The 20,266-nt window shown below is 43.5% G+C and carries 17 protein-coding genes; 16 read left to right on the plus strand and 1 reads right to left on the minus strand.

Annotation, left to right across the window (positions count from 1 at the left end; genetic code table 11):
• Positions 1–139: 139 nt before the first annotated feature.
• The 8 genes from odhB (at position 140) to PSYC_RS00565 (ending at position 10,638) form a co-directional block, all read left to right on the plus strand.
• Entirely contained in the window at positions 140–1,372 is a 1,233-nt protein-coding gene (odhB, locus tag PSYC_RS00530) for a 2-oxoglutarate dehydrogenase complex dihydrolipoyllysine-residue succinyltransferase (protein ID WP_011279416.1), read from the plus strand.
• A gap of 260 nt (positions 1,373–1,632) precedes the next feature.
• Positions 1,633–3,084, plus strand: coding sequence for a dihydrolipoyl dehydrogenase (gene lpdA / locus PSYC_RS00535; protein WP_011279417.1), 1,452 nt, complete (start codon positions 1,633–1,635; stop codon positions 3,082–3,084).
• Positions 3,085–3,270: 186 nt separating this feature from the next.
• Positions 3,271–4,437: an ADP-forming succinate--CoA ligase subunit beta gene (sucC, locus tag PSYC_RS00540; protein WP_011279418.1), complete on the plus strand. Its 1,167-nt coding sequence runs from the start codon at positions 3,271–3,273 to the stop codon at positions 4,435–4,437.
• Positions 4,438–4,542: 105 nt separating this feature from the next.
• Positions 4,543–5,418 (plus strand): succinate--CoA ligase subunit alpha, encoded by an 876-nt coding sequence (gene sucD, locus PSYC_RS00545; protein WP_011279419.1) that lies wholly within the window; start codon positions 4,543–4,545, stop codon positions 5,416–5,418.
• A gap of 107 nt (positions 5,419–5,525) precedes the next feature.
• A complete protein-coding gene (galE, locus tag PSYC_RS00550) occupies positions 5,526–6,557 on the plus strand; it encodes a UDP-glucose 4-epimerase GalE (RefSeq protein WP_011279420.1) in 1,032 nt (343 codons plus the stop codon).
• A gap of 54 nt (positions 6,558–6,611) precedes the next feature.
• The gene (locus PSYC_RS00555; protein ID WP_011279421.1) at positions 6,612–7,496 is read left to right on the plus strand and encodes a UTP--glucose-1-phosphate uridylyltransferase; all 885 of its coding nucleotides are present in this window, start codon (positions 6,612–6,614) and stop codon (positions 7,494–7,496) included.
• 3 nt (positions 7,497–7,499) lie between these two features.
• Positions 7,500–9,167 carry a glucose-6-phosphate isomerase gene (gene pgi / locus PSYC_RS00560; protein ID WP_011279422.1) on the plus strand — a complete coding sequence of 556 codons (1,668 nt, stop codon included), beginning with the start codon at positions 7,500–7,502 and terminating at the stop codon, positions 9,165–9,167.
• A gap of 40 nt (positions 9,168–9,207) precedes the next feature.
• Positions 9,208–10,638, plus strand: coding sequence for a UDP-glucose/GDP-mannose dehydrogenase family protein (locus PSYC_RS00565; RefSeq protein ID WP_011279423.1), 1,431 nt, complete (start codon positions 9,208–9,210; stop codon positions 10,636–10,638).
• A 259-nt stretch (positions 10,639–10,897) separates the two neighbouring features.
• Here PSYC_RS00565 and PSYC_RS00570 read toward each other — a convergent pair whose 3' ends face one another.
• On the minus strand, positions 10,898–12,379 hold the full coding sequence (locus PSYC_RS00570) for a phosphomannomutase/phosphoglucomutase (protein WP_011279424.1): 1,482 nt from the start codon (positions 12,377–12,379) through the stop codon (positions 10,898–10,900).
• Positions 12,380–12,532: 153 nt separating this feature from the next.
• Between PSYC_RS00570 and mazG the strand changes: the two genes are divergently transcribed.
• From mazG to yjgA, 8 genes are all read left to right on the plus strand, one after another.
• The gene (gene mazG, locus PSYC_RS00575; RefSeq protein ID WP_011279425.1) at positions 12,533–13,399 is read left to right on the plus strand and encodes a nucleoside triphosphate pyrophosphohydrolase; all 867 of its coding nucleotides are present in this window, start codon (positions 12,533–12,535) and stop codon (positions 13,397–13,399) included.
• Positions 13,383–13,757 carry a ComEA family DNA-binding protein gene (locus PSYC_RS00580; RefSeq protein ID WP_041757411.1) on the plus strand — a complete coding sequence of 125 codons (375 nt, stop codon included), beginning with the start codon at positions 13,383–13,385 and terminating at the stop codon, positions 13,755–13,757. Before mazG ends, PSYC_RS00580 begins: the two co-directional genes overlap by 17 nt.
• A 164-nt stretch (positions 13,758–13,921) precedes the next feature.
• Positions 13,922–16,159, plus strand: coding sequence for a polynucleotide adenylyltransferase PcnB (pcnB, locus tag PSYC_RS00585; RefSeq protein ID WP_011279427.1), 2,238 nt, complete (start codon positions 13,922–13,924; stop codon positions 16,157–16,159).
• Between the two features lie 85 nt (positions 16,160–16,244).
• On the plus strand, positions 16,245–16,775 hold the full coding sequence (folK, locus tag PSYC_RS00590; protein ID WP_148201666.1) for a 2-amino-4-hydroxy-6-hydroxymethyldihydropteridine diphosphokinase: 531 nt from the start codon (positions 16,245–16,247) through the stop codon (positions 16,773–16,775).
• Between the two features lie 59 nt (positions 16,776–16,834).
• Entirely contained in the window at positions 16,835–17,635 is an 801-nt protein-coding gene (gene panB, locus PSYC_RS00595; RefSeq protein WP_011279429.1) for a 3-methyl-2-oxobutanoate hydroxymethyltransferase, read from the plus strand.
• A gap of 51 nt (positions 17,636–17,686) precedes the next feature.
• The gene (gene panC, locus PSYC_RS00600) at positions 17,687–18,553 is read left to right on the plus strand and encodes a pantoate--beta-alanine ligase (RefSeq protein WP_011279430.1); all 867 of its coding nucleotides are present in this window, start codon (positions 17,687–17,689) and stop codon (positions 18,551–18,553) included.
• 56 nt (positions 18,554–18,609) lie between these two features.
• Positions 18,610–19,572 carry an RNase adapter RapZ gene (gene rapZ, locus PSYC_RS00605; protein ID WP_011279431.1) on the plus strand — a complete coding sequence of 321 codons (963 nt, stop codon included), beginning with the start codon at positions 18,610–18,612 and terminating at the stop codon, positions 19,570–19,572.
• A gap of 67 nt (positions 19,573–19,639) precedes the next feature.
• On the plus strand, positions 19,640–20,152 hold the full coding sequence (gene yjgA / locus PSYC_RS00610; RefSeq protein WP_011279432.1) for a ribosome biogenesis factor YjgA: 513 nt from the start codon (positions 19,640–19,642) through the stop codon (positions 20,150–20,152).
• The last annotated feature ends 114 nt before the right edge of the window (positions 20,153–20,266 follow it).

The raw sequence follows: 20,266 nt of genomic DNA on the forward strand, positions 1-20,266 counted from the left end.
AGATTGTATGTAATCAATGAATCAGGCGATGACAGTCAGTACCCAGTGAGACAATTTAAATATCACGTTTTTACATGGTGCTGACTGCCTATCACGACTTAATTATAAATAGTAATATCCAAATCTAAGGAGTATATCGATGGCTGAAATTAAAGCCCCCGTTTTTCCAGAATCGGTTGCCGATGGTACAATCGTTGAATGGCATGTCACTGAAGGTCAGCAAGTAAACCGTGATGACCTATTAGCTGAAATCGAAACTGACAAAGTTGTATTGGAAGTGGTCGCGCCTGATAACGGTGTTGTGACCAGAATCGTTAAGCAAGTAGACGATACCGTGTTGTCTGATGAGCTGATTGCTGAATTTGAAGCTGGTGCTAGCGCCAGTGCTGAAGCGGCTCCTGCTGTTGATCCAGATCAACCAGCTGCGCCAGTACAACCTAAGCAAGCAACAGATGGCGGCGAGCCAGCACAAGCGTCTGCTGAAGCTGATCATAAAGATCAAAGCCCAGCGGTACGTAAAGCGGCTAAAGTCTCTGGTGTAGATCCTAAAAACGTTGAAGGCAGTGGTCGCGGCGGTCGTGTGACCAAAACTGATATGTCAAACCCAACGTTAAAAGCGGACAGCTCAATCACTTCTGATAGTGGTCGTCCTGTTGCTGAGGCAGTTGGCGAGCGTACAGAGAAACGCGTGCCAATGACACGTCTACGTAAGACAATCGCGAATCGTCTGCTAGCCGCTTCTCAAGAAACGGCAATGCTAACGACGTTCAACGAAGTCAACATGAAACCGTTGATGGACATGCGTACTAAGTATAAAGATCAGTTTGAAAAGCGTCATGGCACACGTTTAGGCTTTATGTCGTTATTCGTAAAAGCGGCGACTGAAGCACTAAAACGCTACCCAGCTGTCAACGCGTCATTAGACGGTGATGATATTGTTTATCATGGTTACTATGACATCGGTGTTGCCGTATCTTCTAACCGTGGTCTTGTAGTACCAGTATTGCGTGATACTGATCGTATGAGCATGGCAGATGTTGAAGCCAAGATTCGTGAGTTTGGTGGTAAAGCACAAGAAGGAAAGCTTGGTCTAGAAGACATGGTTGGCGGTACGTTTACCATCTCAAACGGTGGTGTATTTGGTTCATTGATGTCAACACCTATCTTGAACCCACCACAAACCGCTATCTTGGGTATGCATGCGATCAATGACCGTCCTATGGCGGTTAATGGCGAAGTTAAAATCTTGCCAATGATGTATCTTGCATTGTCTTATGACCATCGTATGATTGATGGTAAAGAAGCGGTACAATTCTTAGTAACATTGAAAGAATTGGTTGAAGACCCTACTATGCTACTCTTAGATCTTTAAGTTTTTAGGCTTGTATCAGTGATGACTGATACAAGCTTTTTAGTTTTGTATAGATTATCTTTCAATGCCTTTTAGCTTTTTCAGTTTTATCTTATGAGCAATAAGCTAAGAATACTCAGCAGCCATCTTTATTGTCTTTTTAAACGCATCTATTATCTAACACTTAGATATCGTATTGGTTATCGAATAGATAAGTCGATGGTTTACTAACGAGATAAAATTGGTTTATATGATACTTAAAATTAAAATAGGAACGTATTATGAAAGACAGTTATGATTTAGTCGTCATCGGCGGCGGACCTGGTGGTTATGAAGCGGCAATCCGTGCAGGACAACTTGGTATGAGCGTGGCTTGTATCGAAAAACGCGTTTATAAAGGCGAGCCTGCGCTTGGCGGTACTTGCTTAAACGTCGGTTGTATCCCATCAAAAGCGTTACTTGACAGCTCGCATCGCTATGAAGCGACCAAGCACGACCTTGCTGAGCATGGCATTAGCACTGGCGACGTTGCTATCGATATCGAACAAATGATTGCCCGTAAAGAAGGCATCGTGAAGCAGTTGACTGGCGGCATTGCAGCCTTATTAAAAGGCAATGGCGTTGACTGGCTACAAGGCTGGGGTACGTTGGTTGACGGTAAAGGTAATGACAAAAAAGTTAAATTTACCGCACTTGCTGATGATAGCGAAACCACTATTACTGCAAAAAACGTTATCTTGGCGGCAGGTTCAGTGCCAATTGATATTCCAGTTGCCAAAACAGACGGCGATCGTATCGTTGATTCTACTGGCGCACTTGACTTCACTGCCGTACCTAAACGTTTAGGCGTGATTGGTGCCGGTGTTATTGGTCTTGAGCTTGGTTCAGTATGGCGTCGCCTTGGCGCAGAAGTCGTGGTGTATGAAGCACTACCTAGCTTCTTAGCCGCTGCTGATAAAGACATTGCCAAAGAAGCAGGCAAAATGCTGAAAAAGCAAGGTCTTGATATCCGTGTCGATACTAAAGTAACCAATGCTGAAGTTAAAGGCGATCAAGTGATCGTTACCAGTGAAGCCAAAGGCGAATCTAGTGAAGAGAGCTTTGATAAGCTTATCGTTTGTGTCGGTCGTCGCGCTTACTCTGAAAAATTATTAGGTGAAGACAGTGGTATTCAATTGACCGAACGCGGTTTGATTGATGTTAACGATCAGTGCAAAACCAATCTTGATGGCGTTTATGCCATCGGTGACTTGGTACGTGGTCCTATGCTTGCGCATAAAGCCATGGAAGAGGGCATGATGGCCGTTGAGCGTATTCATGGCGATAAAGCACAAGTGAATTACGACACTATCATTAACGTCATCTATACGCATCCAGAAATCGCATGGGTTGGTTTAACAGAGCAAGAAGCAGAAGCCGCAGGTTATGAAGTCAAAACCGGTTCATTTAATCTAGCCGCTAACGGTCGTGCCTTGGCTCAAAGTGAAGCTCAAGGTTCTATCAAAGTGGTTGCTGATGCCAAAACAGACCGTTTGTTAGGTATGCATGCGATTTCTGCTGGTGCAGGCGACATCGTCCATCAAGGTATGATTGCGATGGAATTTGTATCAAGCATCGAAGATTTACAGTTGATGACGTTTGCGCATCCAACCATCTCTGAAGCAGTACATGAAGCAGCATTGTCAGCAGATGGTCGTGCGATTCACGCCATCCAACGTAAAAAACGTAAATGATTTTAACGGCTAAAGATATTTTAAGTGTATTAAATGCTTATTAAATGATGACATGATCATCGCACTGTTTGAATGACTATTTTGAATGACTATTTTGAATGATGCCTTGGTCTTAAGTACAGTAGAATATTCTACAATGTATAGGTTTTTATTTTTTACTAATAGTAAAAATAAAGGATTCAATCAATGAATTTACATGAGTATCAAGCAAAAGAGCTATTGAAAAGCTATGGCTTGCCAATTCAAGAAGGCCTCATTGCCTACAGTGGCGACGAAGCAGCGGCAGCTTTTGATAAAACCCCAACCGATATCGCAGTCATCAAAGCACAGGTTCATGCTGGTGGTCGCGGTAAAGCGGGCGGCGTTAAATTGGTTAAGACTCGCGAAGAAGCCAAGCAAGTGACTGATGAGCTTATCGGTACTAACCTTGTAACTTATCAAACGGATGCCGCTGGTCAGCCAGTGAACTTCGTTTTGGTTGCAGAAGATATGTACCCAGTACAAACTGAGCTATATCTTGGCGCTGTTGTTGATCGCTCTTCACGTCGTGTGACGTTTATGGCATCAACTGAAGGTGGTGTTGAGATTGAGAAAGTTGCAGAAGAAACCCCTGAAAAAATCTTTAAAGTAAGTATTGATCCACTGGTTGGTTTATTGCCATTTCAAGCGCGTGAAGTGGCGTTTAAATTGGGTTTAGAAGGCAAGCAAATCAGTCAGTTCGTTAAATTGATGACTGGCGCTTATCAAGCATTCGTTGAAAACGACATTGATTTACTTGAGATCAACCCATTAGCCGTGCGCGAAAATGGCGAGATTGTTTGTGTTGATGGCAAAATTAGTATCGACTCAAACGCTTTGTATCGTCTGCCTAAAATTGCTGCGCTACAAGACAAATCACAAGAGAATGAGCGTGAGCTTAAAGCGGCTGAGTTTGATCTAAACTATGTTGCGCTAGAAGGCAATATCGGTTGTATGGTAAACGGTGCCGGTCTTGCCATGGCAACGATGGACATCATCAAATTGTACGGCGGCAAGCCTGCTAACTTCTTGGACGTTGGCGGCGGTGCAACCAAAGATCGCGTTGTTGAAGCATTTAAGATCATTCTTGAAGACAGCAGCGTTGAAGGTGTTTTGATCAACATTTTCGGTGGTATCGTACGTTGTGACATGATTGCAGAAGCCATAATCGCTGCTATCAAAGAAGTTGATGTTAAAGTACCAGTCGTTGTCCGTTTAGAGGGTAACAATGCTGAGCTAGGCGCGAAAATCCTAGAAGAATCTGGTCTGAAATTGATCTCAGCTCAAGGTTTATCAGACGCCGCTCAAAAAATTGTTGACGCTGTTAAAGCTTAATTGCTCAAGAGTCTAAGGCGTTTGCTGTCATTCTGCCGCCGTTAACATTTAACGAGGGCTGGATAGGCAGGCGCCTATAAGACAACCGTATACAAGGATAAAATAATGAGTGTATTAATTGATAAAGACACCAAGGTATTGGTTCAAGGTTTTACGGGTAAAAATGGTACGTTTCACTCAGAACAAGCCATCGAATATGGTACTAAGGTTGTTGGCGGCGTAACCCCAGGTAAAGGCGGTCAAACGCACCTAGGTTTACCAGTATTCAACACCATGAACGAAGCAATGGCAGCTACCCAAGCAGATGCTTCTGTTATCTATGTACCAGCTCCTTTTGTACTAGATTCTATCATCGAAGCAATTGACGCTGGTGTAAAGCTAATTGTTGTTATCACTGAAGGCGTACCAACGCTTGATATGCTAAAAGCCAAACGCTATCTTGAAGAAGCGGGCGATGTACGTCTAATTGGTCCTAACTGCCCAGGCGTTATCACCCCAGGTCAGTGCAAAATCGGCATCATGCCAGGTCATATCCATTTGCCAGGTAAAGTGGGTATCATCTCACGCTCTGGTACTTTGACCTATGAAGCCGTTGCTCAAACCACTACACTTGGTTTTGGTCAATCAACGTGTATCGGTATCGGTGGCGATCCGATTCCTGGTATGAACCAGATTGATGCATTGAAATTGTTCCAAGAAGATCCACAAACTGAAGCGATTATCCTAATCGGTGAAATCGGTGGTACTGCTGAAGAAGAAGCAGCCGCTTATATCAAAGATCACGTAACTAAGCCAGTTGTTGGTTATATCGCTGGTGTTACTGCTCCTGAAGGCAAGCGTATGGGTCATGCCGGCGCTATCATCTCTGGTGGTCAAGGTACTGCTGAAGATAAATTTAAAGCGTTCGAAGCGGCAGGCATTGCTTACACGCGTGACCCATCAAAATTGGGTGAGAAACTAAAAGAAGTGACAGGCTGGTAATATCAGCAGATAACTGGCTGCTAATACTCAAATGACGTTGAAAAATAATGAAGGCACCCCTACAATGGGGTGTCTTTTTTGTTTTAAAAATAGCTGTGAGTGTGGGTATGAAGCATAAAATTTTAGTCACTGGCGGCGCAGGATATATCGGTTCACATACTTGTATTGCACTGCATGAAGCAGGCTATGATGTCGTGATATATGACAATTTATCTAATAGTAGTCGTGAAGCGGTAAATCGCGTCTCTAGCCTTATTGGACAGCCTATCGAATTTATCGAAGGTGATGTTCGAAATACTGAGTCACTCAGACAAGTATTTGCCGCGCAGCCATTTTTTGGCGTGATTCACTTTGCCGGTCTAAAAGCGGTTGGCGAATCTGTTGCTAAACCACTGATGTATTATGATAATAATGTGAGTGGAACGATTAACTTACTTGAAATCATGAAAGAGCATGACGTTAAAAACTTTGTTTTTTCTTCATCAGCTACGGTCTATGGCGATCCTGAAACGCTACCGATTGATGAACGCTCGAAACGCTCTTGTACCAATCCTTATGGGCAAAGTAAGCTTACCGTTGAGCATATCTTGGAAGATTTGGCAGCATCAGATAAGAGCTGGAGTCTTATTCCTTTGAGATACTTTAATCCTGTCGGGGCACATTCGTCAGGGAGTATTGGTGAAGATCCTAATGATATTCCGAATAATCTAATGCCTTATATCTCTCAAGTCGCTGTTGGTAAGCTTGATAAGTTAAGCATTTTTGGCAATGACTATGCTACCGTCGATGGCACTGGGGTACGTGATTTTATTCATGTGACTGACTTGGCTGAAGGGCATGTAGCCGCGCTCAATTATTTAAAGCAGCAACCCCAAAGTTTGGGTTTTTTACCTATCAATTTAGGGACAGGAAAGGGCACTTCGGTCTTAGAGTTGCTCAGAGCGTTTTCTGTTGTATCGGGTCAGAATATTCCTTTTCAATTTGTTGATCGCCGAGCGGGTGATATCGCCAGTTGCTATGCCAGTGCTGATAAAGCAAGAGAGCTATTAGGATGGCAAGCAACCCTTTCTATCACAGATATGTGTCAAGATACATGGCGTTGGCAAAGTATGAATCCAAATGGTTATAATCTAGTATAAGCACCACAGAAGACCAACCCTTATCCCTTCTTATCTAAGCGTCTATTAATCCCTATGAAAAAAATTACTCACGCGGTGATACCCGTTGCAGGCTTTGGCACTCGTATGTTGCCATTGTCTAAGTCAGTACCTAAAGAACTATTGCCGCTTGGTAATCGCCCTGCCATTCATTATGTAGTTGAAGAAGCTATTGCTGCCGGCATTAAACATATCGTCTTAGTCGGTCATGCGCAAAAAAGCGCGATTGAAAACTACTTTGACATCAATGCCGAGCTGGATAATCAATTGCGTGATAAGGGCAAAGATGAGCTAGCAGACAGCTTAAATTGGCTACCAGATGATGTGACCATATCAATGATACGTCAGGGTCAGCCATTAGGTTTGGGGCATGCGGTGCTTGCTGCACGTCCGATTATTGGTCAGCATGATTTTGCGGTACTCTTACCAGATGTGGTACTTGATCCCTTTAACGGTGATATGTCTGCTGATAATTTAGCTTTTATGATGGACGCTTTTGCTAAAGATAACCATTCACAGATATTGGTAGACAAGGTTGCTGATGAAGACGTACATAAATATGGTATTGCTCAACTAAATGAAGCGTTGAGTGGTGTAAGTAGTGTAGATAATGAAATAGATGCAAATATTAGCTTTAAAGTGGCAGGTTTTGTAGAAAAACCAAATGTAGTTGATGCACCCTCAAGACTCGCCGTGGTTGGTCGCTATGTCTTTAGCCACCATATTTTTGACTATCTGGCGAATACCAAAGCTTCAGTTGGCGGAGAGATTCAGTTGACAGATGCTATTGATGCACTTATCAGTGAATATGGTGTCAATGTCACGACCATGCGCGGTAACAGTTATGATGCCGGCGATATGCGCTCTTACATGCAAGCCTTTATGTATTTTGCTCAGCAGCAATTAGCCGATGAAGAGTAGTTAATGAACGATACAAAAGACAATAAAGTGTATAGCAGTGCCCGTCATTCTAAATATTGGCAGCAGCTGCAAACCTTAGCTGAATCGCCATGGTCATTGGCTGCCTTGTTTGCACAAGATAATACGCGTACCCAACATTTTAGCATGCAGGCTGGTGCGCTATATATGGATTATAGCAAGCAGTGTATTGATGATGCTGTGCTAGAAAACTTATTAAATTTGGCAAATAGTTGTGAGTTGGCTGCTCGTATTCAGTCTTTGCTGCAAGGGGCAATGGTAAATACCAGTGAAGAACGTGCCGCTTTGCATACCGCACTACGATTGCCTGCCACTGCAAGCTTACAACTTGATACGCAAGATGTCGTTGCAGACGTACATCAAAGCTTGCTGCAAGTTGAACGCTTATCTGAGCGTGTACGTAGTGGGACGTGGCGCGGGTTTTCAGGTCAAGCCATTACAGATGTTGTCAATATTGGTGTAGGGGGTTCTGATTTAGGACCGCTTATGGCAACTACTGCCCTTGATGAGTGGGCGGATACCTGTGTTGAAGTACATTTCGTCTCCAATATGGATGGCACGCAGCTGGATAATTTGCTAAAACATCTAAATCCTGAAACTACTTTATTTATTATCTCATCCAAATCCTTTGGTACCGTTGATACGTTATCCAATGCCAAAACAGCCTTATCATGGCTGCTTGCTACCGCGAAACTGCGTGCGGGCACTGAAGACAGTGTACGCCGCCGCCACTTTATAGGTATCTCGGCCAATGGTCAGAAAATGAGCGCTTGGGGTATTCATCCTGAACATCAGTTGCAGCTTTGGGAGTGGGTAGGGGGTCGTTTTTCATTGTGGTCAGCGATTGGTCTTGCCATTGCTATTCGTATTGGCATGTCTGGATTTAAAGAACTGTTGGCAGGCGCGCACAGTATGGATGATCATTTTGCGCAGGCAGATTTTGCAAAAAACGTGCCGGTATTATTAGGTTTAATTGCGGTTTGGAATAGTACCTTTTTGCAAGTAAATGCTCATACGGTGTTGCCTTATGATGGGCGCTTAAGCTATTTACCCAGTTATTTAACTCAGCTTGAGATGGAAAGTAATGGTAAATCGGTGACCCAACATGGTGACCGTATTGATTATGATACCTGTCCAATTCTTTGGGGTGAGATTGGCTCCAATGCCCAACATGCTTTTTATCAGCTGCTGCATCAAGGGACGCAGCAAGTCTCTTGTGATTTTATCGCTTGTGTACGTCGCTACAGTGATGAGGCAAAGAATACCCCGCTACAGCAGCAGCATGAGCTGTCTTTAGCCAACTGTTTGGCGCAAAGCCGTGTACTGGCTTTTGGTAATGCGGCTATCGCTGAATCTGATGGCCAAGTCGCTTGTGATGCTGATAAATATAAATATTATCGAGGTAACCAGCCTTCTACAACCTTACTTCTGGATGAGCTCACTCCACATAGCTTAGGGGCGCTGATAGCACTTTATGAACATAAGGTTTATGTCATGGCAAGTATCTGGGATATCAATCCATTTGACCAATGGGGGGTTGAGATGGGCAAGCAGATGGCAGAGTCGGTTCATGATGCAATGCAGCAAGAGAGAGGAGCGCAATTTGATACCTCAACCAATCAGCTATTAAAACATATTAAAGAGCTGTCTTGATAGCGCTGCTATTCAGTCAATAATTATTAAAGGTAAACTCATGAGCACTGATGCTATGGATAAGAATATACCCCAATCTGAACCAAATTCGCTTAGCCATTTGGCAAGAGAGTCTGCTGTTTGCGTGCTTATCGGTCATAGTATCGAGGCGGTGACCAGTGCTGTGGTACTGGCAAGTCTTGGTCAACGCGTTCATTTATATGCAGATAAGGAGTTATTGGCGCAGCAGCTACAGCAATATAGCTTTGAGCATCACTTACAAGCGTTATGGCAGATGTATACGCAGCAGCATCACATTATGAGTTATGCACTGCCCAATGCTGCTGATAAGCTAATCCAGTGCTATGAAACAGCAAACCATAATAACAGCCTTTTTACCAATGAGAGCCAAGAAATTAATGAGAGCCAAGAAATTAATGAGCCAAAAACAGTAGCACTATATTGGTTATTTTTAGACAGTATCGATTCAGTATGGATAGAGGATGATTGGCTTACGGCTTTCAATCATAGTCATCAGCAGGCGCAACCGCTAATGATGAGTGGTATTAAGCAGCTTGGCACTATAGCTGCATTGTCTCAGCGCTTAAAGCGCGCTTGGGTCTATTATCTACCGTTCGTCTTCTTAAAAGATGGCGACGCTTATAGCTCGATGTTAAATCCGTCATTATGGTTACTCGGTGAAAAAACGCCTAATAGCCGTCATCATTTGGGTATGCTACAGCCATTAATGCAGCATGCGCGTGCTACTCATTATGCTGATATTGCGACCATAGAGTTTGCGCGCAGTAGCATCATGGCGATGCTGGCAACGCGGGTCAGTTTTATGAATGAGATGTCTCGCTTGGCGGATAGTCAAAAAGTCGATATCCAGCAGGTCAGTCATATCATGGGACTTGATGAGCGCGTGGGTAATAGCTACTTACAAGCAGGTTGGGGCTTTGGTGGTCATACCTTACCGGCTGAATTGTTAATGTTACAGCAATCAAGCAATGAGCAAAGCTTAGCCATGCGATTATTACAGTCGGTCATCCACATCAATGAAGATCAAAAAGAATTGATCTTCCGCAAATTTTGGCAATATTTTGATGGTTTTATCGACAATAAAACGGTCATGATTTGGGGCGGTAGTTATAAAGCCGGCTCAGGGCGGACGGCAGGTTCAGCCATTCATCCCTTATTAGCGTTACTGTGGTCTTATAATATTCGTACTTTGGTCTATAGTGATAAAGCACAGACTGAGCTCGCGGCACTTTACGGACAACAGCCTTTACTTGAATTGATGGACAGTCCTTATCAGCAGTTGGATAAAGCGCAGGCGGTCTTTATTGTCAGTTGGTCACCGGAAGATCAACTTGATGTGACATCATTAAATCAGCAAGCAATACCTGTATTTGATGCACAAAATGTATTAACAAGTTTGCAAATTGACAGCTTAGTTGGTGATTATATGGGTATTGGTCGCGCTAAGTAATGGGTTTTATCGGTGATAATATAGTCGGTGAAAAGTAATATCGATACAACACCTACTACTGGTGCAAATTTTTCTTGCTTGCTGTGCCTACGCAGACAGAGGCTGCAAAAAATTTACACCAGTAGTACGGTAGCGACTTTAAAGTATTTCAACGATAGTATATAAAGCACAATAAGATAATTTAAAAAGCGCCGATTAATATCTATATTAATCGGCGCTTTTTGATTAAGGATTTAGTGATTTTAGCTAAAATAGAAATTTAAGCAGCAATTGCCCCTTGAGTCACAAGCCATTTTTGAATGTCTGCTATTTTGGTGGCTAATAACTCTGCATCACCGCAACTTTCAATATTTAATCGAATCAATGGTTCTGTATTAGAGGCACGCAGATTAAAGCGCCATTCACCAAAATTGAGACTTAAGCCATCAAGGGTAGATTTGGTGGGGTTTTGCGCGCTAAACTTTACTTCAATCGCGCTAATAATCGTCGGTGCATCATGAGTGGTCAGGCGAAAGTTAAGCTCACCTGAGCTTGGATAAGCCTTGATATAGCCGCTGACCAATGCTGATAAGGTCTTACCTGTGATGGATAATAACTCAATGGTTAAGAGCCAAGGAATCATGCCGCTATCGCAATAGAAAAAATCACGAAAGTAATGATGGGCAGACATCTCGCCACCATATACGGCGCCAGAATCGCGCATGACTTGCTTAATAAAGGAGTGTCCAGACTTGCTAATGACTGCGTTGCCGTTATGCTCATGAATGACGGCTTCGGTGTTGTATATCACACGCGGGTCATAGACGATGGATTCGGCTGGGTATTTATTTAAAAAGGCTTGCGCGAGCATACCGACAATGTAACTACCATCAATAAAATCACCATACTCATCGAATAAAAAGCAGCGATCAAAATCACCATCAAAAGCAATACCAAGGTCGGCTTTACTCTCTAATACGGCTTGCTGAGTGGCGACTCTATTGGCTTCGATCATAGGGTTGGGGATGCCATTTGGAAAGCTGCTATCAGGCGTGTGATGTAATGTAATCACCTCAATAGGCGCGCCTGCTTGCATGAGTTTATCAATCAATAAATCGACTACCGGTCCTGCGCTGCCATTGCCTGAATTTATTACCAGCTTTAACGGTTTTAATTTATTAATATCAACGAAAGTCATGACATGATTGATATAGGCACTTTTATCTGTCAACAGCTGTAATTTGCCCAATGCGTTATCAGCAGTGAATTGCCCGGATTCTGCTAATGCTTGAATCTCTGCCAAACCATCATCAGCACTAATCGGTTTTGAGTGCTCTTTTACCAGTTTTAAGCCATTATAATTGATAGGATTGTGACTGGCAGTGACTTCAATGCCGCCCAACGCCTGATAATGACTGGTAGCAAAATATACCTCTTCCGTGCCCGTCATGCCCAAATCAATGACGTCAATACCCGCGTCCAGCATACCTTTGATGGTTGCTTGTTTTAATTGCTCGCTTGAGTGGCGGATATCACTACCAATAACGACAGCAGGCTTTAAATTTTTTAGTTCAGCTGTGCCATCAGCTGTGCTATAACGTTGCAATAAAATCTGTGCAAAGGCACGTCCAATACGATAAGCAATGTCTTCGTCTAAATTGACCCCAAGCTCGCCGCGGATATCATACGCTTTAAATGAATTGATAATAATAGGGTTAAATTCAGTTGCTGGCTGATAGCCAATAGTTGCAGAAGTGGACATAATAATAAGGTTCCTTGCACGTGAGCAGTGAAAAATAATTCAGTATTAACATGATTATAAGTCAATTGTGCATCAATGATACACTAACTGCTCAATTGCTATGAACGTCGCTTTATCCTGTGCCTAATAAATTAAAATATAAGAGCATCCCTTATGAGTATTATACAAAAGAAAATCTCGGCACCCATACCTGTGCAAGGAACAGCTGCTGCAAGCGGTGAATTAGACGATTTATTGGCGTTGATGGCGCGGCTACGTAGCGATTGTCCCTGGGATAAAAAACAAAGCAATCACAGCCTAATTCCTTACGCGATCGAAGAAGCTTATGAACTGGCTGAAGCGGTACAAAGTGATGATGATGAAGATATTAAAGGCGAGTTAGGTGATGTGTTACTTCAAGTCATTTTTCATTGCCAGATGTATGCTGAGCAAGGGCGTTTTGATATGAGTGACGTAATTACCACTTTACAAGAAAAGCTGATTCGCCGCCATCCGCATGTTTTCGAAGCAGAAATACTTGCAGATGACGCAGCGGTAAAAGTACGCTGGGATGAAATTAAAATAGAGGAAGAGCAAACACGTGCGGTACGGGGCAAACCCAAACGGCGTTTAGATAACACCAAAGCAGGTAGTGCCCTTATGCAGGCGCAAGAGGTGCAAAAGCAGGCATCAAAATTGGGTTTTGATTGGGAAGGCATTAGTGGCGCGTTTGATAAGCTAGATGAAGAAGTGAACGAGCTAAAAGCTGAAATTGTAAATAAGACCAAAGAGGAGATAAAAGAAAAGATTACTGATATCGAAAAAGAGCTGGGTGATTGTATGTTTGCGCTGGTTAATGTGGCGCGCAAATTAAACCTTGATGCCGAAACAGCAACGTTGACCTGTATACATAAATTTAAGTCGCGTTTTGGCTATATTGAAGAACAATTAGCCGCAGCTGGCAAGCGTTTAGAAGATAGTGATATTAACGAGATGGATGCGTTATGGGAAGCGGCGAAACTACATGAACGCACCCAATAAACAGTCGATTATGAGTTTGCTATTAGACATTGGTTGTTGTGTAGCTATGATGGTCATAATGCTCAGCAATGCTAATGCCGCTCCATGTTTTGATAGTGCCCAAAGCGCTTATAGATACCTGCTGGCACAAGAGACATCGCAGACTCAAGCGCGCACGCAGTCAATCATTAATATCAATCGAGCGACAGAAGGCGAGCTGACATTGCTGCATGGTATTGGCAGCAGCAAAGCACAAGCCATTATTCTATATCGTGAGATGTTTGGCCGCTTTAAAACGGTTGATGAATTAACTAAAGTGAAGGGAATTGGTGCAAAAACCGTTGAGAAAAATCGTGGACGTTTAACAGTGCAAGATTAATTGCTGTATTTTGCTTTAATTAATCTTAATATTGACAAATTAGCATGTAAGTAAATGTCTAAATACACCCACCATGGCCAAAATTTGTTAAACTAGCAGGTACATCCGCCTGATTGACGCTGTGTTCGTCAGGGTGGTTAAGAATAAAGGCAAGGAGTAGATGCATGGCCGAGCGTGCCGCCAAGCAGTTAGAACTGAATAAATCTGAATTACCCAATTCCATTACCGAAGTAATCGCTACCCTAACCCGAGCTGGGTTTGACGCCTATATCGTCGGTGGAGGCGTGCGTGATACCTTGCTAGGTCTGCGTCCAAAAGATTTCGATGCGGTCACTGATGCCAAGCCTCATGAGATTAAAGACGTCTTTGGTAAACGCTGCCGTATTATCGGTCGCCGTTTTCAGTTAGCGCATGTGTACTCTGGACGTGAGCTTATCGAAGTGGCGACCTTTCGTGGTCCACCTATCAATGATTCCAATACCAATCAAGATGGTATGATTTTGCGCGACAATGTCTGGGGCGATATCAAACAAGATTTTGCCCGTCGTGATTTTTCTATCAATGCCCTTTATTATCAACCGCTCAAAGGTGTGGTTCATGATTTTTGCGGGGCGCTTGAAGATATTGATAATAAAATTATTCGCCTGTTAGGTAATGCACCGATTCGTATCGAAGAAGATCCGGTTAGATTGCTGCGTGCGCTACGCTTTAAAGCCAAGTTGGGCTTTGATTTTGATAGCGAATTAGCTGCACAGTTCCATGATGGCAATTGGTCGCTACTTGAGCAGATTTCTCCGCATCGTCTTTATGATGAAACGCAAAAGATGTTTACTGGTGGCTATTTAGTACCATTATTGCCGTTATTGTTTGAGTCAGGCGCAATTGATAGCTTAATCATTTATCCACCCTCTGAGCCGAGCGCGCTTGTGCAGCAAGTGGCTATCAATACCGATAAACGTATTGGCGCTGGCAAAAGCATCAATCCAGCTTTCTTTTATGCTGCTTTGCTGTGGGAAAATTATTTACATCAATTAGAAAAAGCCAAAAAGCGCAATATGCCTTTTGCGGACGCCCAAATGCATGCAGCAGGCAAAGTGATTGATCGTCAACGTATTAAGACCGCCATTCCTAAGTTTGCTGAACAGTTTATCCGTGATATCTGGATATTGCAGCCAAAATTAGCCGCGCCGCGTAGCAAACAAATTGTGCAATTGTCTGAGCATCCACGTTTTCGTGCCGGTTTTGATTTCTTGTTATTGCGCGAGCAGTGCGGCGATGCTGAGCATCCGCTTTCTGAATCGACCAATGATATGGGCGAGTGGTGGCAGACCTATCAAACCTTGTCTGAGCAGCAACAAGATGAAGCGATTGAGGGTTTTGATGAAAATATACGCCGCGGTGCTTATAAACAAGGTCAACGTGGTCGTGGACGCAATCGTCAAAAGCAGCAGAATTCAAATGACAATGCTAAGCCAAATCAGATAGATAATGACTATCAAGATAAAGCGCTGAGCAATGGCAATCCAAAATCAGTGATGGTCAATGATGCCTCAAATGTGCCATCACGTCGCCGCCGTGCCAGTCAGCATACATCTGTTAACCAAAAAAACAAAGGTTACAGCCCGCAGCAAGTCGCACAAGACAATAATGAGCTGGCACAGTTGCAGCAATTGTCTTTGGCGAGCAGTAATAATGGTAGCAATCAGCAGCATACGCTAAAACCTGCACCACTGTTTGTTATCGAGCATGGCAACGTTGTACCGCCTCTTAAAAAGCAGTTGTCTGGTTCAGAAAAAATCTTGCCTAGAGCGCCGCAAAAAGCGCCTATGCAAGAAACAGCTGGCAAAAAAGTATCGGCTGACAGTCAATTTCGGCCGCCAGCAAAAGCTGCTGATAAAGTAAATGCTTCAAAAAGTCGATTGCATACGCAACAAGCATTAATTGAAACTCAGTCATCTTCGAATAATGCGCGCACCATCGTTCATGCAGAGCGCAACGCTGCGCAATCGCCAGCGCTTGTCAGTATGAACAATGAGCCGATACCGCATAAGCGTCGTCGTCGTCAGCCTACTGTGATTGAAAATAGTGGTACTGTCGCAGAAGTTAGTAGTACTAAAAAAGCAGTGGAAATAGACACTAATAGTAATGACAAATCAGCTGGCAAGTACGCAAAAAAAGCGCCTAAACCAGCTGCTGACTCTACTGATAACGCCATTGCTAAAGCGCCGAAACCCGTTAAAGCATCAAGCGCTAAGCTTGCTAAAGCTAATCGAGATACTGGTATTCAAAGTGCTACTGTACAGATAGATGCTAATAAGACAGTTAATAGTAATATGCATGCCAATAAAGGCCCTGTACCATCGAAACGTCGCCGTCGTCAGCCAAGTACTGGTGACATCTGATATTGGCAATAGCTAGAAAGGTCCAATGATAGCTATGAATATGAGCCTTACTGACATTCATAAAAATTCTGATAATAGTGCGGATATGAATGCGCGCCCTTGGGTTACTTGCTATGTTGGTTTGGGTAGTAATCTGGCAAATGAGCTTGGGGCGCCTGTTGAGCATTTACAGCACGCGTTTGAGATGCTGCAAGAGGCAGAAAAAATACGCACAGTGCGTATTTCTTCGTTTTATGCATCAGTGCCGATGGGACCGCAAGATCAGCCAGATTTTGTGAACGCCGTTGCTGGCTTTGAAACTATCTTAAAGCCGTTTGAGCTGCTTACTTTTTGTCAGCAGTTAGAGCAGCAAGCAAAACGCGCCCGCCTTCGTCATTGGGGTGAGCGCAGCCTTGATGTGGATATATTGTTATACGGTGATGAACAAGTTGCCGAGCCGCAGTTAACGATACCGCATGCGGGATTGCACGAGCGTAATTTTGTCTTGATACCGTTACGAGAACTAGTACCAGAGTTAATCATTGCTGGAAAATCGATAGTCGATTATCCACAAAGCAGCGATTGGGCAGGCTTAAAGTTATTATCAAATGCTGAGCTAAGCCGTAATCAAATATAGACAAGCTAATCGTCAAAGCTATGGATGCTTGATGAATAGTTAAAAGTATTGAGGGTGATATGACAACGTTATCTACTTTAAATAAGTTTAAAAAAGACGGTACTAAATTTACTTGTCTAACCTGTTATGACGCCATGTTTGCGCGCATGATGGAAAAAGCACAAATTGACACGATTTTAATCGGTGATAGTTTGGGTATGGTGGTGCAGGGTCATGATTCGACCTTGCCTGTTACTGTCGATGATATGGCTTATCATACTGCCAATGTCGCCCGTAGCAATAAGCAAGCGCTTATTTTAGCGGATTTACCCTTTATGAGCTATGTAACGCTGCCAGAAGCTATTGCTAATAGCCGCAAGCTGATGCAAGTAGGCGCGCACGTGATTAAAATTGAAGGTGGTAGTGAGCTTTGCGAGTTGGTCACCATGTTGGCGCAAGCAGGTACGCCAACGTGTGTGCATTTGGGACTAACGCCACAGTCGGTGAATGTTTTTGGTGGTTATAAAGTCCAGGGTCGTGGCGATGAAGCAGGTCAAAAACTCCTTGACGATGCAAAAGCCGTGGTTAATGCCGGTGCCGCACTTTTGGTGCTAGAGTGTGTTCCTGCTGAGCTTGCTAAAGCGGTAACGGAAGCCGTTGCTGTGCCAGTGATTGGCATTGGCGCAGGCGCTGATACCGATGGTCAAGTATTGGTCATGCACGATATGCTCGGTATGGCTCATGGACGCACGCCGCGTTTTGTCCATGATTTTTTAACTGATGAGCGCAACACTGAGCACAGTATCGAAGGCGCATTTGCCTTGTATCAGCAGTCAGTAAAGGAAGGTAGCTTCCCAAAAGAGCAGCACCAGTTTAGCTAACAAAATATCAAATTTCAGTAATTAGGCTTATCAGTAAAAGAGCAGTCAACCATGCCAATGATTCATCACCATATCTCAGACCTACGCGCCGCCCTACAACCTTATCGCGCCGCGCCGCGCATTGCATTAGTACCAACAATGGGCAATTTACATGAGGGTCATCTGGAGCTGGTAAACATTGCCAAACAGCATGCCGATATCGTCGTGGTCAGTATTTTTGTCAATCCAACGCAGTTTGGGGTTGGTGAAGACTTTGATAGCTATCCTCGCACCTTGGATGAAGATGTTGCAAAGCTAGCCACGGTTGGCGCTGATTATGTTTTTGCACCAAGTATTGATGAGATGTATCCGGTATTACCGCCGCCGACCACTATTCTTGCTGGGACTATTACTGAGCAACTATGTGGCAAAACCCGCCCCACTCATTTTGATGGTGTCGGCATAGTCGTCTCTAAGTTATTTAATATTGTGCAGCCTAACGTAGCTGTATTTGGGCAAAAAGATTACCAGCAATTGGCCATTATCAAGCAATTGGTTCGTGATTTGAGCTATTCAATCGAGATTATTGGCGCGCCTATTGTCCGTGCTGCTGATGGCTTAGCTTTATCATCACGTAATCAGTATTTAAGCGAGTCTGAGCGCCAAATAGCGCCTATCTTACAGCAAGAGTTACAGTATTTAGCCAAACAGATTACGGATAAGCAGCAGCCATTAGATGTGCTTTTGACGGCAGCTCGGGAGCGTATTACGAGCGCTGGTTTTATTATTGACTATTTAGAAATAAAAACCGCTGAGCTAACGGCTGTGGATGATGACAGCGTCAATGAGCATCAAGAGTTGGTTGTTTTAGTGGCTGCAGGGTTAGGTCGTGCGCGCTTGCTCGACAATCAATTGGTAACGATTAATAAGTCGTTGTGACACTGCTATTTATAATACTGTGATTTGCTGGATGCAATTTATAAGGATGATGGAACATGAAGGTAAATCAGGACACCCATAATGCTCAACCAAAGCTTATAGATTCTAACGAATCCGTTGGTGATAGGTTGAATATATTGGTGGTGTCAGGACGTTCAGGCTCAGGGAAAACCTCAGTATTGAATATCCTTGAAGACTTGGGTTTTTATTCTATTGATAATTTGCCTTTGTCTCTTGTGCCTGAAGCGGTGCAAAAGCTGGTCTGTGATAGTGGTATTAAACGCATTGCCCTTGGCGTTGATATTCGTACGCCGCGCGCAGATTTATCCAACTTTGCTGCAATTCATGACAGTTTAAAGCAGGCCTATGGCGAAGAGGCGGTCACGGTGATGTATGTGACGGCGCAAGAAGAGACGCTGGTTGCACGCTTTAATGCCACCCGCCGCATCCATCCGTTGATGGTTTTAGATACCAAAGGCGTAGAAAATACGGCTTACAATCTACCAGCAGCCATTGAAAAAGAAATTCAGCTTCTGCAGCCAATATGTAAGTATGCCGATATCAAGATAGATACCAGTATGCTGAATATCCATCAGCTAAAAGAGCGTCTACGCGATTATGTCGGCGTAGACAATCAAATCGTGATTAACCTATTGTCGTTTGGTTTTAAGTACGGCAGTCCTATCGATGCAGACTTTGTCTTTGATGTCAGGATTTTACCCAATCCGCATTGGAATCCAACACTGCGCGCGGCGACTGGTCTTGATGCTGAAGTGGGTGAGTTTTTTGCGGATTATCCAGAGGTCACTGAGATGACGGGAGATATCGCTACATTCCTGAATCGTTGGTTACCCGATTTTTTGCATAACAATCGTCATACGGTAACGGTTGCCATTGGCTGTACGGGCGGTAAGCACCGCTCGGTATTTATCACCAAACACCTTCAAGATAGCTTGCAAAATAGCTTGCCAGAAGGCTTAACCGTGACGGCCAAACACCGTGAAAAGCATCGCTGGTAGCGTCTACTAGACCCTTTATACCTACTTTTTTATACCTATTATTTATTTTTAAAAATGGAAAGCTTTTATGATTGACTGGTCAGAACAAGATATGCGCGTATCGCGCACAGAGCTCAAAAAAGCTCATGAGCGCCTGCAACAGTTGTCGATACCGCTTGCCAACTTATCGAAAAAACAACTTAAAGCCTTACCAGCTAGCGATTATTTTATGGCGGAATTGATGGCGCTTGCCGATATCACCAGCGCTAATGCCCGCAATCGTCAGACCAAACGTGTTGGCAAGCTTATGATTGAAGAAAATCGCCATGAGCTGATAAAAGCATTATTTGATGCATATTTTCCTAAAGAGCAAGTTTCTAAGATAGAGAGCTGGTATGAGCGTCTAAATATCAATGATGAAGGTACGCTCAAGCAGTTCGTCAAACAATATCAAGCCTCTGAGCAGCATAGTATGTATCAGCTATTGCTCTGGATTGAGTACGCTAAGCATACAAACGATGAGGAGCTAATGGCAGAGTCAAAAGCAGATTTGGCCAGTTATATCCGTGAAGTCGCGATTTTAACGAATCTAAAAAAATAGCGATAAGAGATATATAGTGATAAGAGATATATAGTTGAAATACTTTACAGTCGCTACCGTATTGCTGGTGTAAATTTTTTGCAGCCTCTGTCTGCGTAGGCACAGCAAGCAAGA

Origin of the sequence: Psychrobacter arcticus 273-4 (genome assembly GCF_000012305.1) — a bacterium.
Classification (GTDB): Bacteria; Pseudomonadota; Gammaproteobacteria; order Pseudomonadales; family Moraxellaceae; genus Psychrobacter; species Psychrobacter arcticus.

Excerpts from the sequence above, each read along its gene's own strand:
- odhB (WP_011279416.1), top strand. The coding sequence starts at position 140 with ATGGCTGAAATTAAAGCCCCCGTTTTTCCAGAATCGGTTGCCGATGGT.
- lpdA (WP_011279417.1), top strand. The coding sequence starts at position 1,633 with ATGAAAGACAGTTATGATTTAGTCGTCATCGGCGGCGGACCTGGTGGT.
- sucC (WP_011279418.1), top strand. The coding sequence starts at position 3,271 with ATGAATTTACATGAGTATCAAGCAAAAGAGCTATTGAAAAGCTATGGC.
- sucD (WP_011279419.1), top strand. The coding sequence starts at position 4,543 with ATGAGTGTATTAATTGATAAAGACACCAAGGTATTGGTTCAAGGTTTT.
- galE (WP_011279420.1), top strand. The coding sequence starts at position 5,526 with ATGAAGCATAAAATTTTAGTCACTGGCGGCGCAGGATATATCGGTTCA.
- PSYC_RS00555 (WP_011279421.1), top strand. The coding sequence starts at position 6,612 with ATGAAAAAAATTACTCACGCGGTGATACCCGTTGCAGGCTTTGGCACT.
- pgi (WP_011279422.1), top strand. The coding sequence starts at position 7,500 with ATGAACGATACAAAAGACAATAAAGTGTATAGCAGTGCCCGTCATTCT.
- PSYC_RS00565 (WP_011279423.1), top strand. The coding sequence starts at position 9,208 with ATGAGCACTGATGCTATGGATAAGAATATACCCCAATCTGAACCAAAT.
- PSYC_RS00570 (WP_011279424.1), bottom strand. The coding sequence starts at position 12,379 with ATGTCCACTTCTGCAACTATTGGCTATCAGCCAGCAACTGAATTTAAC.
- mazG (WP_011279425.1), top strand. The coding sequence starts at position 12,533 with ATGAGTATTATACAAAAGAAAATCTCGGCACCCATACCTGTGCAAGGA.
- PSYC_RS00580 (WP_041757411.1), top strand. The coding sequence starts at position 13,383 with ATGAACGCACCCAATAAACAGTCGATTATGAGTTTGCTATTAGACATT.
- pcnB (WP_011279427.1), top strand. The coding sequence starts at position 13,922 with ATGGCCGAGCGTGCCGCCAAGCAGTTAGAACTGAATAAATCTGAATTA.
- folK (WP_148201666.1), top strand. The coding sequence starts at position 16,245 with ATGAATGCGCGCCCTTGGGTTACTTGCTATGTTGGTTTGGGTAGTAAT.
- panB (WP_011279429.1), top strand. The coding sequence starts at position 16,835 with ATGACAACGTTATCTACTTTAAATAAGTTTAAAAAAGACGGTACTAAA.
- panC (WP_011279430.1), top strand. The coding sequence starts at position 17,687 with ATGCCAATGATTCATCACCATATCTCAGACCTACGCGCCGCCCTACAA.
- rapZ (WP_011279431.1), top strand. The coding sequence starts at position 18,610 with ATGAAGGTAAATCAGGACACCCATAATGCTCAACCAAAGCTTATAGAT.
- yjgA (WP_011279432.1), top strand. The coding sequence starts at position 19,640 with ATGATTGACTGGTCAGAACAAGATATGCGCGTATCGCGCACAGAGCTC.